The organism is Agromyces flavus (genome assembly GCF_900104685.1).
Lineage (GTDB): Bacteria > Actinomycetota > Actinomycetes > Actinomycetales > Microbacteriaceae > Agromyces > Agromyces flavus.
Genome location: NZ_LT629755.1, coordinates 3,490,742 through 3,505,684 on the forward strand (window position 1 = coordinate 3,490,742; position 14,943 = coordinate 3,505,684).

Below are 14,943 nucleotides of genomic sequence, written 5' to 3' on the forward strand. Positions count from 1 at the left end.
CGACCGGCCTACAGGCCGCGGTGGAGGTCGGCCCGGCGAGGCCCGCGCAATGACCGGTCGTTGGGTCCGGCGGGCTCGGGTAGGGGCGCCGGGGTGCCCGCCGCGCGTGCGTCGTCGAGGAGCACGCGCCGCGCATTCTCGTAGAGTTCCATGGCCTGCTCGGGGGTGTCGCCGACCGCGGTCATGCCCACCCGGCCGTGCTCGGTGAGGGAAGTGATCATGTGGAACACGATCCCCGTCTGTCGCGCGTGGTCGTAGTGCAGTCCTTGGAGCGCGACCGCGTCGAACAGGTCCCCGATCGAGAGCGCGCGGAGCTTCGGCGACTCGAGGTGGTCCGTCGCCACGAGGTGCTTCTCGACGCCACCGGGCGTGAGGAATCGCCCGGTGCCCGCGTCGTATCGTCCGTCGGTGAGGAACTGCAGGGTGAGGAACGGATGCGTCGTGCCTCCCTTGCGCAGGTTCAGCTCGATCGCGTAGGCCGACCAGTCGCCCGCGGCATCCCGGACCACCACGAAGTCCACCGCGAACCGTCCGAGCACGCCCTCGGCGGCGAGCCGTTCGCCGATGGTCATCGCCGGCCCGCTGATGAGCTCGGCGTAGGCCGGGTCGGCCGGGAACACGCAACCGAGGTAGCTCTGCCCGCTCGCGCCGCCGAGCAGTTGGTCGTGCGTGGACAGGAGTTCCACCGTCCCGTCGGGCAGCACGCGCAGCTGCACGCTCGGGCTCACGATCTCCTCTCCCACGATGCGCTCCTCGACGATGCCGCCGTCGGAGGCGAGCCGGGCTGCATACGCGTCGAACACGGCCGCGGGATCCTCCATCCGCATCTCGCGCACGCACGCCTCGATCGCCGCGCGCCGCTCGGAGGCGGGAAGGCCTGCGACACGGTCGAGCTCGACGAGCGCGTTCCCCGAACCCGAGACGCCCTCGTTGAGCTTCACGATGACCTGGCGGAGGTTCGGGCGCCGCTCCATGAGCTCCTCGATCGCCGTCACGACCTCGTCGATGCCGTGCAGGTCCTCCATGCCGACCGGGTGGGGCACTCCGACCTCGGCGAACAGGCGGCGGCAGCCGGTCTTGGTGCCGAGACGCGCGAGCCGGGGATCGGAACCGTACATGGGGATGCCGAGGCTCAGCGCCAGATCGCGCTCGTGCCGCGTGGTGCTGTACGGGATGAGGTGGCAGTGCGCCCGGTTCGGGATCAGCGCCGCGATCTCGGCGAGGAGCTTCGGACGATCGAGGATCTTCTCGCTGAGGGCCCGCGACGACAGGTCGCCGACGGAGACCAGGAACAGCCGTCGCCGGGCGTGGCTCGGGATGACGCCGGGCAGCAGCGCGAGGTAGTACTCGACGATGCTCGGGTCGATCCTCGTCGAGGTGACGTAGATCATCCGCATCCTCGGCTGGCGCAGCAGGAGCAGGAGGAACAGGAACCGCTCCTCGTACGCCTGGGCCAGGGTGCCGCTGCCCGGGAGGAGCCGGGTCGACGAGGGCACGGACGGCACGACCACGACCGACTCGTCGTCGAGGTCGTGTCCCATTGCGTCCCACACCGAGGGCATGCGCAGCTGGAGCTCGGCGAACCGGCGGAAGCGGGCGTCGTCGTCGAGCTCGGCCAGCAGGGTGGGTTCACTCATCCCTCGACCTCCCCGGATGGATCGTCCGCCGCCCGCGCCAGGCCGGTGACGGCGTACGCGCGGACGGGCCGGCTGAATCCCTTCAGCTCGAGCTCGCCGACCGGCTCGCCGACCGCGACGCCGTCGGTCGCGCCGAACACGCGCTGGGCGACGAGGATCTGGCTCGGTGCCGCCGCCGCGCAGAGGCGCGCGGCGAGGTTCGTCACGCTCCCGATCGCGGCGTAGTCCGACCGACCCTCGAATCCGATGCGGCCGAGTGTCGCGTAGCCCTGCGCGATGCCGACGCCGAACCCGAGGTCGTTGCCGCGTCGGCTCCATCCCTCGGCGAGCTGCTCGACGCGATCGCGCATCGCGACCGACATCTGCACCGCGCGCGCCGCCGGGTCCTCGCACGGGATCGGGTCGTTGAAGAACACCATGAGGCCGTCGCCCGTGAACCGCTCGAGGGTGCCCTCGAACCGGTCGATGAGCTCGCCCAGCGCCGCGTGGTACTCGCCGAGCACGCCCATGACCTCCTCGGGTTCGCTCGACTCGGCGAAGGCGGTGAACCCGCGCAGGTCGCAGAAGACGACGACGATCTCGCGGCGATGGCTGCCGAGGAACGAGTCGTCGTCGCCGGTGTCGATGACGAGCTCCACGAGCTGCGGCGGCAGGAAGCGCCGCAAGCGGTTCACGCGCTCGAGCTCGTCGACCTGGGCCGCGACTCGCGCCTCGAGCTCGCCGTTCCATTCCGCGAGCTCGACGGCCTGGCGCTCGATCGTGTCCTGGTAGCGCTTGATCCGGGCCAGGTTCGCGACGCGTGCGAGCAGCTCACCCTGGTCGAACGGCTTGGTCACGAAGTCGTCCGCGCCGGCCTCGATCGCGTGCAGCTTCTCGTGGTCGCCGCTGGCGGTGATCATGACGACCGGGAGGAACTCGAGCCCGGGCATCCCGCGGATGCGGCGGCACACCTCGTAGCCGTCGATTCCGGGCATCACCACGTCGAGCAGCACGAGATCCGCGCCCGAGTCCGGCAGCATCTCGAGCGCCGCCTCGCCCGAGGTCGCCGTCAGCACCCGGTAGCCGCGGGGGCTCAGCACCGCGTCGAGCAGCCGGAGGTTCTGCGGGAGGTCGTCCACCGCCAGGACGGTGATCCGGTCATCCACCATCGCGGCGTCCGTCACCGAGGAACGCGTCGACCTGCGACGGCAGGTCGCGCACGCTGATGGGCTTGCTCAGGTACCCGTCGAACCCGGCCGCGGCGGTGCGCTCGCGGTCCTCGCGCATCGCGAACGCCGTGACGGCGACGACGGGCACGCCGTCGACGCGTGCGTCCTGGCGGATACGGCGCAGCGCCTCGTACCCGTCGATGCCCGGCAGCTGCAGGTCCATCAGCACGAGGTCGGGTCCGCACTCGCCGGCGAGGCGCACGCCGTCCTCGCCGGTCTGCGCCTCGACGATGTCGTAACCGAAGGCCGTGAGCACGTCGCGCACGAGCTTGAGGTTCAGCGGGTTGTCCTCGACGACGAGGATGCGGCGTCCGGCCATCAGCTCGCACCCCTTCCGGGTGGCGTCGAGGCCGGGAGGTCCGCCGCCGGCCCGGTGCTCGCGTCGACCCCGGTGCCGGACGCGCCGACGGCGCCCACCCTGCGGAGCGCGCCCACCAGGTCGTCGCGTCCGACCGGCTTGACGAGGTAGTCGGCCGCACCGTGCGCGAGCCCGCGCGAGCGCTCGTCGAGGATCGAGACGATGACGACCGGGATGTCGCGGGTCGCCTCGTCGTCGCGCAGCGTGGTGAGGACGCTCCACCCGTCCATGCCGGGGAGGCGGATGTCGAGGATGACCGCCGCCGGCGCATGCGCCCGGATCAGCTCGATCCCCTCGTTGCCGTCCCGGCCGAGCACCACCCTGACGCCGAGGCCGTCGAGGTAGGCGGTCATGAGGTCGAGCGACGCGCGGTCGTCGTCGACGACCACGATCACCGGCAGGTGGTGCCCGTCGCCGTCCTGCGCGACCGGCGAGCTGGGAGCCGGCCGGTGCATCGGCACCGAGAAGCCGAACGTGCTCCCCGCGCCCAGCTCGGACTCGAGCCACATCCGGCCGCCCAGTAGCGTCACGATGCGGCGGCACAGCGTCAGGCCCAGGCCCGTGCCCTCCTCGCGCTGCGGACCCCGCCGGCCCTGCTGGAACGACTCGAAGATGCGCTCGCGATCGTCCGGCGCGATCCCCGGCCCGTCGTCGGTGACCGTCACGGCGAGCTCGTCGCCGTCCCGGCGGGCCACCACGTCGACGTGGCCGCCGTCGGGCGTGAACTTGACCGCGTTGCTCAGCAGGTTCACGAGCACCTGCTTGATGCGCAGCTCGTCGGACTCGATGCCGTCCACGGCGGGATCGACCTCGAGCGTCACCGCGATCCCGTGGAGTCCCGCACGCTCCCGCACCATCGAGATGCCGTACTCCATCACGGATCGCACCGAGAACCGCGAGGTCGACAGCTCCATCCGCCCCGCCTCGACCTTCGACAGGTCGAGGATGTCGTTGAGCAGCTGCAGCAGGTGACGGCCCGAGCTCAGGATGTCGCGGAGGTACTCGTCCTGGCGCTCGTTGAGTTCGCCGAACATCCGCTCCAGCAGCACCTCCGAGAACCCGATGACCGCGTTCAGCGGCGTGCGCAGCTCGTGCGACATGCTCGCGAGGAATTCCGACTTGTGCTGGCTGACCACCTGCAGCTCGGCGGTCTTCGTCTCGAGCTCGCGGAAGAGCTGGGCGTTCCACACCGCCAGCGCGGACTGGCTCGCGAAGGTCTCGAGGAACTCCACCGTCTCCTCCGAGAACGCGCCGGGACGCTTGCGGCGCACCACCAGTGCACCGATGATGCGATCACCGCGCAGCACCGGCACGGCCAGGACCGAGCGCCATCCGTCGTCGTGCAGGAGCTTCAGGTGCGGATCGAGGTGCTCGACCGTGTCGAGGTCGGCGACCGCGATCGGATGGCCCTCCAGGGCGGCACGGCCCACGAGCGTGGTCTCGAGCTCCACGCGGATGCCGCGCAGCTTCCGGAGCAGTTCGGCGCTCGAGGCGTAGGCGCTGCGCACCGAGAAGCAGCGTTCCTCCTCGACGTACTCCATGATCGAGCCGCCGTCGCATCCCGAGAAGCGCACGGCGTTCATGATGATGTTCTGCAGCACCTCGTCGAGCACGAGGCTCGAGCTGACCACGGCGCCCACGTCGCTGAGCGCCTCGAGCTGCTCCACGCGGCGGGCGAGCTCGGCGCTGCGCTGCTCGAGTTCGCGGACGAGGTGCGCGTTGCGCACGACGATCGCCGCCTGCGCCGCGAACGCCTCGAGCAGCGCGATCGCCCGGGCGTCGAAGGGATCGACCTCGCTGCGCCACAGCGACAGCGCCCCGACCACGTCGTCGTCGAGCAGCATCGGCGCCGACACCAGGGTTCGGTATCGTGCGATCTCCTGGACGTCCTGCCGGCCGTATTCCGGATCGCTGAGGACGTCTGCGATCTGCTGGACCTTCCGATCGAGCGTGACCCGGCCGATGAGGGTCCGACGATCGCGCTGGAACGGATGCTCGTCGACGTATCGCACGAACTCGTCGGACAGGCCGACCGACGAGGACAGCACGAACTGGTCGCCGTCGATGAGGTACACCTGGGCGGCCTCGCACCGGCACAGGCGCCGTGCGCTCTCCACCACAGTGTCGAGCACGGCGTCGGGGTCGGACGAGGACCTGCCGAGCGCGGTGAGCACCTCGTTCATCGCGACGAACTGCTCGGTGGCGTCGTTGTAGTCGCGTTCGAGGCGGCGGAACCGCTCCTCGTCGACCGGGTGATCACGCTCGCCGACCATCGCCTCCCCCCGAGAGACCGATCGCGTCTTGCGACTTCGGGGTCATTGTCCTCCCGCGCCGGAGCGCGGCGCAATGTCCTCAGCGCGCCGCCGGGTCGTCCTCCTCCTCGTGCTCCGCGATGTCGCGTCCGAGGTCGTCCTCGATGAGCAGGTCGCGGCGGACGTGGTCGGAGCGGTAGGCCGCACGACCGAGCATGTGCGCGGTCATCGGCTGGGTGAGCAGCTGGAAGGTCATGATCAGGACGACCGTCGAGAGCACGCCCCACGTGGGGACGCGCAGCACGATCGTCAGGAGCACGACCGCGAGTCCGAGTACCTGCGGCTTGGTCGCCGCGTGCAGGCGCGTGAGGACGTCGGGGAACCGGAGCACGCCGATCCCCGCGGCCATCGACAGGAAGCCGCTCAGCAGGATGAGGGCGCCGATGCCGAGCTCGGCGGCGTTCACGAGGCGTCCTCCTTCGAGATGAAGCGTGCGATCGCGATCGAGCCGACGATCGCGAAGAGCGCGAGCACGAGCATGACCACGAGGGTGTCGGTGTGGCGGTTGATCGCCATCTCGGCGCCGAGCCCGCAGATCGCGATCGCGAGCAGCACGTCGGTCGCGAGGGCCCGGTCCAGGATCGAGGGTCCGGTGATGATGCGGACGATGGCGGCGATCGCGCCGATGCCGAACATGATGCCGGCGAGCAGTCCCATGACGGCGAGCGGGCTCATGCGTCGTCCTTTCCTTCGTCGTCGAGCGGATGCCGCGTCGCGGTGTGCTCGGGTGCGATCTCACGCGCCACGTGCGGCGGGACCTCCGCGGGCTCGGGGACGACGGGTCGGTCGCCCGTCGCACGCCGGTGCCGGCGCGCCGCCCGGACCGCGGCGGCCTGCTCGCGCGTGCCGATCGCGAGCACGATGCGCTCCTCGGTGCCGAGCACCTGTCGCCGCACGTGCGCGAGGTCCTCCTCGTCGCGCGTGCCGAAGGCGTGCAGGTAGAGCAGGCCGCGCTCGCGGTCGATGTCGACCACGACCGTCCCGGGCACGACCGAGATCGCCTCGGCGGTGAGCGTCGTCACCAGGTCGGAGCGCGTGAGGAGCTGGACCGCGATGATCGCGTTGATCGGCGGCGGCCCGGGCCGCACCGCGGCCCACGCGATCTCGATCGAGGCGCGCACGACGTCGAACATCATCCGGAGCCCGAGCAGGAGCCCGCGCCACGGATCGAAGCGGCCGCTGAGCAGCACCGGGGGGAGGTAGAGCGTGCGCGTGACCGCGATGGCGAGGACGATGCCGGTCGTGATCGTGAGCACGTCGACGTGGTCCCAGAGGAACACCCAGAGCACCACCAGGCCGCCGAGCAACGGCAACTGGCGCCACACCGCCTGCCAGCGCGTGAGCTCGTCGAGCGGGGTGGGCGTCCTCACCGCGGCACCCCCTCGGGGAACACGAGCGATACGTAGGTCGCTGGATCCCGCAGGTTCTCGGCCGCGCGATCGGCGAGCTCGAACAGCGGACCTGCGAACACCGTGAGGGCGACGGTCAGCGCGACCATCGCCGCGGTGGCCGCGAGCATCATGACCGGTGTCGTGCGGGTCTCGACGATCGTCGCGCCGGGAGCCTCCTGCACCGAGTCGATGAGGTGGGAGCGGTAGCCCTCCAGTTCGCTCCGCGGACGCCAGAAGGCGAGGTTCCAGAAGCGGGTCAGGGCGTACAGCGTGATGAGCGAGGTCGCCGCGCCCACGGCGATCACGACCCAGATGAGCCAGTCGGGGCCGGTGGCCGAGGTGCCGAGGGTCTCGGTCGCGGTCTCGCCGTTCGCGGCATCCGCACCCGCGATGAACAGCCCGACCTTGCCGAGGAATCCCGAGAACGGCGGGATGCCGCCGAGGTTCATCGCCGGGACGAAGAACAGGATGGCGAGCAGCCCCGATGCGCGACGGAGGCCGCCGAGGCGCGTGATCGAGGTCGAGCCGCCGAAGCGCTCGATGAGGCCGGTCGTGAGGAACAGCGTGGTCTGCACGCTGATGTGGTGCACGACGTAGTAGATCGTGGCGGCGAGTCCGGCCACGCTCGTGAGCCCGATGCCGAAGATCATGTAGCCGATGTGGCTGACGAGGGTGAACGACAGCAGTCGCTTGATGTCGGCCTGCGTCAACGCGCCGAGGATGCCGATCGCCATCGTGAGCGCGCCGATCACGAGGAACAGCGTGCTGAGGTCGCTCTCGGGGAAGATGACCGTCTCGGTGCGGATGATCGCGTAGACGCCGACCTTCGTGAGCAGGCCCGCGAACACCGCGGTGACCGGCGCCGGGGCGGTCGGGTACGAGTCGGGCAGCCAGAACGACAGCGGGAAGACCGCCGCCTTGATGCCGAACGCGATGAGCAGCAGCAGGTGGAGGATCAGCTGGATGTCCTGGGGGAGCTCGGCGAGGCGCACCGAGAGCTGCGCGATGTTGGCCGTGCCCGTCGCACCGTAGACCAGGGCGATGGCCGAGAGGAAGAACAGCGACGACACGAGGCTCACGATGATGTACGTGACGCCTGCGCGGATCCGCTCGCCCGTGCCGCCGAGCGTGAGCAGCACGTAGCTGGCCGACAGCAGGATCTCGAAGCCGACGTAGAGGTTGAACAGGTCCCCGGCGATGAACGCGTTGAAGACGCCCGCCGACAGGATCAGGTACGCCGGATGGAAGATCGAGACCGGGGTCTCGCGATGCTGGTCGGCGATGCCCTGGCCGACGGCGTACACGAGCACACCGAGCAGCATGAGCGCCGAGATGATGATCATGATCGCCGAGAGCCGGTCGACCACGAGCACGATGCCGAACGGCGGCGGCCAGGCGCCGACCGCCACGACGACGCCGGCGTCGGCGCCGTCGACTTCGGCCAGCAGCGTCGCCGCGATGACCGCGACGGCCGCGAGCACGATCGTCGACACCGCCATCTGCGCGCGCAGGTGCCGCCCCAGGATGAGCGCCGTCGCCGCGCCGAGCAGCGGCAGCAGCACCATCAGGGGCACGAGCGCCTGGTTCATGCGCGACCACCGTCCTCGTCGCTCGCGTCGAGCACCTCCTGGATCGCCCGCTCGTCTTCGGCCGAGCTGCGGATGAGGTCGGCCGCCTCCTCGGCGTCCTCGGCGATCTCGTCCTCGTCGCCGATGAGGTCGCCGGCCTCGCCGAGCTGCGCCAGCCACCAGCTGCGGTAGATGAGCGCGAGCATGAAGGCGGTGATGCCGAGGTTGATCACGATCGCGGTGAGGATGAACGCCTGCGGCAGCGGATCGGACAGCTCGGCGGGATCGACCCCATCGACGAGGATCGGGGCCAGGCCGGGCTCGCCGCCCATCGTGAACATGAAGAGGTTCACGCCGTTCCCGACGAGCAGGAACCCGATGAGCACGCGCGTGAGGCTGCGCTCGAGCATGACCGCGATCCCCGAGCCGAACAGCACGGCGGCGACGATCACGAGGGTCAGCGAGGCGGTCATGCGCGCACCTCCGCGGGGTCCTCGGCGACGGCGTCGGGACCGGCCTCGTCCATGTGCCGGTCGATCTCGGCGCCGAGCGAGCGCAGGATGTCGAGGACGAGGCCCACCACGACGAGGTAGACGCCGATGTCGAACAGCGTCGAGGTGCCGATCGACAGCGTGCCGAGCACGGGGACGTCGGCCTCGAACCAGGACGACTCGAACACCGTCAGGCCGAAGAGGAGCGAGGATGCCGCGGTGCCGGCGGCCAGGAGCAGGCCGGTGCCGAGCAGGGCGCCCGCGTCGACCGGCGCGGCCTCGCCGAGCTCGTAGCGACCACCCGCGAGGTAGCGCGCCACGAGCGCGAGGCCGGCGACCAGGCCGCCCGCGAACCCGCCTCCGGGTGCGTTGTGGCCGACGAAGAGCAGGAACACCGACACGACGATCGCCGGATGGAACAGCAGCCGCACGAGCACCTCGACGAGGATCGAGCGGTTGCGCGGTGAGATCGTGCGGCCGGCGAGGAGCCAGGTCTGCCGGGTGGCCGCGGCCTCGGCCAGCGCGTCGGTCTCGTGCTCGACGTCGGCGAGGCGCCGACGTGCCGCACGCATGCTGTCGGCCTGCTCGGGCACGGGACGCAGTCGCGGGCGGCGGCCCGCGGTGGCCTCGAGCCGCGGCGCGCCGCCCATCCGGCCGGAGACGAAGATCAGGCTCGCGACGCCGGTGGCGACGGCGACGAGCACCGAGATCTCGCCGAGCGTGTCCCACGCGCGCAGGTCGACGAGCAGGGCGTTCACGATGTTCTTGGCATGCGCCTCGATGGCGAGCGGTGTGAGGCCCTCGGCGATGCTCGGCGCGGTGCGCGCGCCGAGGGCCGCCACGCCGACGACCGCCATGACGGCGCCGGCGAGCACGCCGATCGCGATGCGCGCGGGCGCACGGACGATGGGACGGCGGGTCGTCACGCGACGCGGGAGGCGACGCAGCACGAGCACCACGACGACGATCGTGAGCGTCTCGACGAGCGCCTGCGTGAGCGCCAGGTCGGGCGCGCCCGCCATGCCGAAGGTGAGCACCATGCCGTAGCCGGTGACCCCGACGAGCAGTACGGCGGCGATCCGCTGGCGCATGACGACGGCGGCGATCGCGGCGACGATCATGGCGATCCCGACGACCGGCTGCGCCGGGCTGTCGGCGAACCGGAGCTCGCCCGGCCACACGTCGTTCATGATCACGGCGCCGCCGAGGCCCAGGATGAACACCGACACGATGATCGCGAGGTAGCCGGGCAGGCCGCCCGACTGGATGAGCGTGGTCACGCGCGCGGCGGCCCGGTCGACCGCGCTGACGGCGTGGACGTAACCGCGTGCCGATTCGATCGTGTCGGGGACCGCGGCCTGCAGGCGTGCCACGGTCGCCCGGCCCCACACCAGCAGGGCGCCGGCGCCGAACACGAGCGCCGAGATCGCGAGCGCCGGCTCGAGTCCGTGCCAGAGGGCGAGGTGGTACCCGTCGGGCCCGGGCAGCTCGGCGGCGTATGCGGCGAGCAGCGGTTCGATCAGCGGCAGCGCGAATGCGGAGACGAGCGAGGTGGTCGCGAGCAGGGCGGTGGGGAACGACATGATCGCGGGCTCGCGGTGCAGCTCGACCGGCGCGACGTCGAGCTTCGTGCCGAACCCGCCCCAGATGAAGCGCACGCTGTATGCCACGGTGAGCATGGAACCGAGGATCGCGGCGACGAGTGCCACCCACGCCCACGTGTCGCCGTCGGCCCCGGCCTCGAGCTGGGCCGAGAACACGGCCTCCTTGGCGACGAAGCCGAGCAGCGGCGGCAGCCCGGCCATCGAGGCCGCCGCGAGGGTCGCGAAGGCGGCGAGCCACGGCATCCGTCGCCCGAGGCCCGACAGTCGCCGCCAGTCCCGCGTGCCCGCCGCATGATCGACGATTCCGACGGTGAGGAAGAGGGCGGCCTTGAACAAGGCGTGGGCGAGCAGGAGGGTGGTGCCCGCGAGCGCGGCGTCGCGCGTGCCCTGCCCGACGACCATGATGAGGAAGCCCAGCTGGCTGACGGTGCCGTAGGCGAGCAGCAGCTTCAGGTCGGTCTGGCGCAGTGCGCGCCATCCGCCGACCAGCATGGTGAAGGCGCCGAGCCCGATGACGATCGGATGCCACACCGCGAGGTCGGCGTACCCGGGCGCGAGCAGCGCGACGAGGTACACGCCCGCCTTCACCATCGCCGCCGCGTGCAGGTAGGCCGAGACCGGCGTGGGCGCCGCCATCGCCGCGGGGAGCCAGAAGTGGAACGGCACGAGCGCGCTCTTCGAGATGGCGCCGACGAGCACGAGTGCGATGGCGACCTCGCCCGCGACACCGGTCACCGGGTCGGCGACGAGCTCGGAGATCGACGTCGTGCCGCCCGCGACCGCGAGCAGCACGATGCCGACCAGCATGGTCAGCCCGCCGAACGTGGTGACGGTCAGCGCCTGCAGCGCCGCACCGCGTGCCTCGCGCTTGCCGGCGTCGTGCGCGATGAGCAGGTAGGAGAGGACGCTCGTCGCCTCCCAGAACGTGAACAGCACGTACACGTCGTCGGAGGTGACGAGCCCGAGCATCACGCCCGCGAAGGCGAGCAGCAGCGCGGCGAAGCGGCCCAGTCCCGGCTCGTCGTCGCGGAAGTACCACGTGCAGTAGAGCAGCACGAGCGCGCCGATGCCGGTCACCACGAGCGCGAGGAGGAGCGAGAGCGCGTCGAGGCGGAACGACAGGGCGATGTCGAGTGATGGGATCCACTCGATGCGCTCGAACCGCACCTCGCCGCCGGCGATGGCGGGCACGAGCGTGAGCAGCCACGCGAACACCGCCGTGGGCACGATCGCGGCGATCGGGAAGACTCCACGACCTATCGCCCTCGCGACGAACGGCGTGGCGACGGCCACCGCGGCGAACGCCACGAGGGAGAAGATCATCCGCTCTCCCATCGCGCTGTCACCGTCAGTCCGGCTTCCCAGTCTACCGGGGCGCTTCTTCCGGATGCCGTGGCGAAGGGCAGTGGGAGGATGGCGGCATGCGCATCCTCATCGAGCCCGACGAGCTCGCCGCCCTGCTCGGCATCGCCGCGGGCGGCAGTGCTGCGCGCCCCGTCGTGCTCGACGTCCGATGGACCCTCGCGGAGCCCGACGGACGCGAGGCATACCGTGCCGGACATGTACCGGGAGCCGTGTACGTCGACCTCGACGCCGAACTGGCCGACCACGCGGTGACCGGCGAGGGGCGTCATCCGTTGCCGACCGAGGCCGCGTTCACCGCGACCATGCGCCGGTGGGGTCTGCACGACGGCGATCCGGTCGTCGTCATGGATGACGCCGGCGGCACCTCGGCCGCCCGGGCCTGGTGGTTGCTCCGCCACGCCGGCGTCGAGGACGTCCGGATCCTCGACGGAGCGCTGAGCGCCTGGCGCGAGGCCGGCCATCCGCTCGATACCGGCGACGTCGAGACCGAGCCGGGCGACGCGACGGCGCGACTCGGCGGGATGCGGACGGTCGACCTCGACGAGGCGGACGCGTTGGCCTCCTCCGCGCGCGGCGTGCTGCTCGACGCACGCGCGGGCGAGCGGTACCGCGGCGAGGTCGAGCCCATCGACCCGCGGGCCGGGCACATCCCCGGCGCGGTGTCGGCGCCGACGATCGACAATCTCGGACCCGACGGTCGATTCCTCTCCGCCGACGCCTTGCGCGATCGGTTCGCCGCGCTCGGCATCGACGGTGCGCATCCCGTCGGCGCCTACTGCGGTTCGGGCATCACCGCGGCGCACGAGGTGGCGGCGCTCGCCATCGCGGGCATCGACGCCGCGCTGTACCCGGGGTCGTTCAGCCAGTGGTCGCGTCGACCCGAGCGCCCGGTCGTGACGGGCGCGGCGCCGAAGGGCGACGCACCGCGCGCCTGAGCCGGCCGCGCGATCCCGTCGGGCGGCTCAGCGGTCGGGCCCGGGAGCGGGCTCGGACGGTCGATGACCGACGGCGATGAGGACGGTGACGTCGACGGACGAGACGTCGCTCGCCTCGAGGTCGGCGACGAAGCGATCGCGGTCGTCCGAGCGCGCGGCGAGTCCGGTGTGCGTGGCGATCTCCCACGCGAGGTCGGGCGTGACATCCAGGTGCCGGGACACCGTCTCGGCGCGCACGTCGACGAGGCCGCGCTCGGCGAGCCAGTGGGCGAACGTGCCGGCCGTCTCGGCGTGCTCGATCGCGGGCCCGGGCACGCCGGTGCGTGAGGCGTCGGCGTCCGCGTCGGCGTCGGCCGTGGCGGGCTTCGCGTCGAGGAGATCGGCGAGCGGCTCGAGCGCGCCATGCGCCCACACCGTGATGACGACCCGTCCGCCCGGTCGGGCGCACTGCACGAGGTGCTCCGTTCCCTCCTCGACGTCGGCGAAGCGCGAGACGCCGAGGACGCACTGGACGAGGTCGTACCCGGTGTACGGCCACGTGGTCGGATCACCGACGTGCGTGCGCAGCTGCGGCATCCGGTCGCCCGCGCGCTCGCGGAGCCGGGCGATCGCGGCCTCGGACGGGTCGATCGCATCGACGATGCCGCCCGGTCCGACGAGCTCGGCCGTGGGGATCGCGGTCGAGCCGTCGCCCGCCGCGGCATCGAGGACGCGCTCGTCGAACCTCGGGCTCGACCGCAGCATGCTCGCGCGGGCGATCGGATCCCACAGCTCCTCCTCGAGGCGCGCCACCGCCGACGCGTCGCGATCCGTGTCATCCCCCATGCCGTCATTGTGGCCCCGACCAGCGGATCCGTGAAGTCTCAGGGAATCGAGACACGGATCGTGCAGACTGGTCCCTCGACCTCCCTTCCCGATCGAATCGAGACCTCCCACCATGAACCGTGCCCTCCGCCGCGGTGCGCCCATCGCGCTCGTGTCCCTGACGGCCCTGCTGCTCGCCGGCTGCGCGGGCAGCGGCACTTCGCCCGAGTCCACCCCCGAGGCGACCGACGAGGCCGCTGCCTGCCTCGAGGTCGAGGCGGGCGAGCAGAGCGACGCCGTCGAGGTCGAGGGCGACTTCGGCGCCGCGCCGACGGCGACGTTCGAGACGCCGCTCGAGGCCGACGAGCTCCAGCGCACCATCGCGATCGAGGGCGACGGCGACGACACCGTGTCGGGCGACGAGGTGTCCGCGGTCGTGACCGCCTTCAAGGGATCCGACGGCACCCAGGTCTTCTCGCAGCCCGCATCGCTCACCGTCGGCGACGGCTCGCTGTACGAGGGCTTCCTCGCCGGCGTCGACTGCGTGCCGATCGGTTCGCGCGTCGTGACGGTCGCGCCCGCCTCCTCGGTGTACGGCGACCAGGGCAACGAGGGCATCGGCGTCGCGGCCGGTGAGACCCTGGTCATCGTGACCGACGTCCAGGACATCGTCGAGGCCGAGGACCTGCCCACGCCGGGCGAGTGGACCGAGAACGTCCCCGAGGTGGAGTTCAACGGCGAGGAGCCGCCCACCGTCACCATCCCCGACGCCGAGCCGTCCGACGAACTGCTCGTCAAGGTCCTCGAGGAGGGCGACGGCGCCGAGGTGCAGGCCGGCGACACCGTGACGCTGTACTACCAGGGCCTGAACTGGGCGACCAAGGAGATCTTCGACCAGAGCTACGGCAAGGACTCGGGCTACGGCCAGAACGCCGCCCAGTTCGGCACCGCCGATGTCATCCCCGGCTTCGGCGGCGCGCTCGTCGGCCAGAAGGTCGGCACCAAGCTCATCGTCACCATCCCGCCCGCCCTCGGCTACGGCGAGGAGGAGTCGGCCAACGGGCTCGGCGGGCAGACGCTCGTCTTCGTGGTCGAGATCCAGGACACCAAGGGCGCCGGCTCCGAGTAGTCGCGCCGCCCGCGCACAACGCCGCGCCCGCGGCATCCGTTCCCTTCACGGGGGCGGATGTCGCGGGCGCGGCGCTTCTGCATTTCAGGAGAACGGAGGCTGCTCAGGACCCGATCGCCGAGACGATCCTGAGCAGCCTCC

13 protein-coding genes are annotated in these 14,943 nt (G+C 71.4%); 2 read left to right on the plus strand and 11 right to left on the minus strand.

Annotation, left to right across the window (positions count from 1 at the left end):
- Positions 1 to 8 precede the first annotated feature (8 nt).
- From BLT99_RS16565 to BLT99_RS16610, 10 genes are all read right to left on the minus strand, one after another.
- Positions 9 to 1,637, minus strand: coding sequence for a peptide ligase PGM1-related protein (locus tag BLT99_RS16565; RefSeq protein ID WP_166670901.1), 1,629 nt, complete (start codon positions 1,635 to 1,637; stop codon positions 9 to 11).
- Entirely contained in the window at positions 1,634 to 2,785 is a 1,152-nt protein-coding gene (locus tag BLT99_RS16570) for an adenylate/guanylate cyclase domain-containing protein (RefSeq protein WP_166670900.1), read from the minus strand. The genes BLT99_RS16565 and BLT99_RS16570 overlap by 4 nt, the downstream gene beginning before the upstream one ends.
- Positions 2,775 to 3,164, minus strand: a complete 390-nt coding sequence (locus tag BLT99_RS16575) for a response regulator (RefSeq protein ID WP_092674921.1) — start codon at positions 3,162 to 3,164, stop codon at positions 2,775 to 2,777. Before BLT99_RS16575 ends, BLT99_RS16570 begins: the two co-directional genes overlap by 11 nt.
- Positions 3,164 to 5,476, minus strand: a complete 2,313-nt coding sequence (locus BLT99_RS16580) for a hybrid sensor histidine kinase/response regulator (protein ID WP_092674924.1) — start codon at positions 5,474 to 5,476, stop codon at positions 3,164 to 3,166. Before BLT99_RS16580 ends, BLT99_RS16575 begins: the two co-directional genes overlap by 1 nt.
- A gap of 79 nt (positions 5,477 to 5,555) precedes the next feature.
- The gene (mnhG, locus tag BLT99_RS16585) at positions 5,556 to 5,921 is read right to left on the minus strand and encodes a monovalent cation/H(+) antiporter subunit G (RefSeq protein WP_229724514.1); all 366 of its coding nucleotides are present in this window, start codon (positions 5,919 to 5,921) and stop codon (positions 5,556 to 5,558) included.
- Entirely contained in the window at positions 5,918 to 6,190 is a 273-nt protein-coding gene (locus BLT99_RS16590; RefSeq protein WP_092674926.1) for a monovalent cation/H+ antiporter complex subunit F, read from the minus strand. Before BLT99_RS16590 ends, mnhG begins: the two co-directional genes overlap by 4 nt.
- Positions 6,187 to 6,885, minus strand: a complete 699-nt coding sequence (locus tag BLT99_RS16595) for a Na+/H+ antiporter subunit E (protein WP_157675019.1) — start codon at positions 6,883 to 6,885, stop codon at positions 6,187 to 6,189. The genes BLT99_RS16590 and BLT99_RS16595 overlap by 4 nt, the downstream gene beginning before the upstream one ends.
- Complete coding sequence (locus BLT99_RS16600) at positions 6,882 to 8,495, minus strand: Na+/H+ antiporter subunit D (RefSeq protein ID WP_092674929.1); 1,614 nt, start codon at positions 8,493 to 8,495, stop codon at positions 6,882 to 6,884. The genes BLT99_RS16595 and BLT99_RS16600 overlap by 4 nt, the downstream gene beginning before the upstream one ends.
- Positions 8,492 to 8,947: a sodium:proton antiporter gene (locus tag BLT99_RS16605; protein WP_092674932.1), complete on the minus strand. Its 456-nt coding sequence runs from the start codon at positions 8,945 to 8,947 to the stop codon at positions 8,492 to 8,494. The genes BLT99_RS16600 and BLT99_RS16605 overlap by 4 nt, the downstream gene beginning before the upstream one ends.
- Positions 8,944 to 11,892: a Na+/H+ antiporter subunit A gene (locus tag BLT99_RS16610; protein WP_092676608.1), complete on the minus strand. Its 2,949-nt coding sequence runs from the start codon at positions 11,890 to 11,892 to the stop codon at positions 8,944 to 8,946. Before BLT99_RS16610 ends, BLT99_RS16605 begins: the two co-directional genes overlap by 4 nt.
- A 98-nt stretch (positions 11,893 to 11,990) precedes the next feature.
- On the opposite strand from BLT99_RS16610, the gene BLT99_RS16615 reads away from it, so the two are divergent.
- Positions 11,991 to 12,869 carry a sulfurtransferase gene (locus BLT99_RS16615; RefSeq protein WP_092674934.1) on the plus strand — a complete coding sequence of 293 codons (879 nt, stop codon included), beginning with the start codon at positions 11,991 to 11,993 and terminating at the stop codon, positions 12,867 to 12,869.
- Positions 12,870 to 12,896: 27 nt separating this feature from the next.
- On the opposite strand, the gene BLT99_RS16620 is transcribed toward BLT99_RS16615, so the two are convergent.
- Positions 12,897 to 13,694 carry a class I SAM-dependent methyltransferase gene (locus BLT99_RS16620; RefSeq protein WP_157675020.1) on the minus strand — a complete coding sequence of 266 codons (798 nt, stop codon included), beginning with the start codon at positions 13,692 to 13,694 and terminating at the stop codon, positions 12,897 to 12,899.
- 112 nt (positions 13,695 to 13,806) lie between these two features.
- Between BLT99_RS16620 and BLT99_RS16625 the strand changes: the two genes are divergently transcribed.
- The gene (locus BLT99_RS16625; RefSeq protein WP_157675021.1) at positions 13,807 to 14,802 is read left to right on the plus strand and encodes an FKBP-type peptidyl-prolyl cis-trans isomerase; all 996 of its coding nucleotides are present in this window, start codon (positions 13,807 to 13,809) and stop codon (positions 14,800 to 14,802) included.
- Positions 14,803 to 14,943: the final 141 nt, after the last annotated feature.

What these genes read in the sequence shown, in the direction of transcription:
- BLT99_RS16600 (WP_092674929.1), bottom strand. Translation starts at nt 8,495, where the DNA reads ATGAACCAGGCGCTCGTGCCCCTGATGGTGCTGCTGCCGCTGCTCGGC.
- BLT99_RS16570 (WP_166670900.1), bottom strand. Translation starts at nt 2,785, where the DNA reads ATGGTGGATGACCGGATCACCGTCCTGGCGGTGGACGACCTCCCGCAG.
- BLT99_RS16575 (WP_092674921.1), bottom strand. Translation starts at nt 3,164, where the DNA reads ATGGCCGGACGCCGCATCCTCGTCGTCGAGGACAACCCGCTGAACCTC.
- BLT99_RS16610 (WP_092676608.1), bottom strand. Translation starts at nt 11,892, where the DNA reads ATGATCTTCTCCCTCGTGGCGTTCGCCGCGGTGGCCGTCGCCACGCCG.
- BLT99_RS16580 (WP_092674924.1), bottom strand. Translation starts at nt 5,476, where the DNA reads ATGGTCGGCGAGCGTGATCACCCGGTCGACGAGGAGCGGTTCCGCCGC.
- BLT99_RS16620 (WP_157675020.1), bottom strand. Translation starts at nt 13,694, where the DNA reads ATGGGGGATGACACGGATCGCGACGCGTCGGCGGTGGCGCGCCTCGAG.
- BLT99_RS16590 (WP_092674926.1), bottom strand. Translation starts at nt 6,190, where the DNA reads ATGAGCCCGCTCGCCGTCATGGGACTGCTCGCCGGCATCATGTTCGGC.
- BLT99_RS16565 (WP_166670901.1), bottom strand. Translation starts at nt 1,637, where the DNA reads ATGAGTGAACCCACCCTGCTGGCCGAGCTCGACGACGACGCCCGCTTC.
- BLT99_RS16615 (WP_092674934.1), top strand. Translation starts at nt 11,991, where the DNA reads ATGCGCATCCTCATCGAGCCCGACGAGCTCGCCGCCCTGCTCGGCATC.
- BLT99_RS16605 (WP_092674932.1), bottom strand. Translation starts at nt 8,947, where the DNA reads ATGACCGCCTCGCTGACCCTCGTGATCGTCGCCGCCGTGCTGTTCGGC.
- BLT99_RS16625 (WP_157675021.1), top strand. Translation starts at nt 13,807, where the DNA reads ATGAACCGTGCCCTCCGCCGCGGTGCGCCCATCGCGCTCGTGTCCCTG.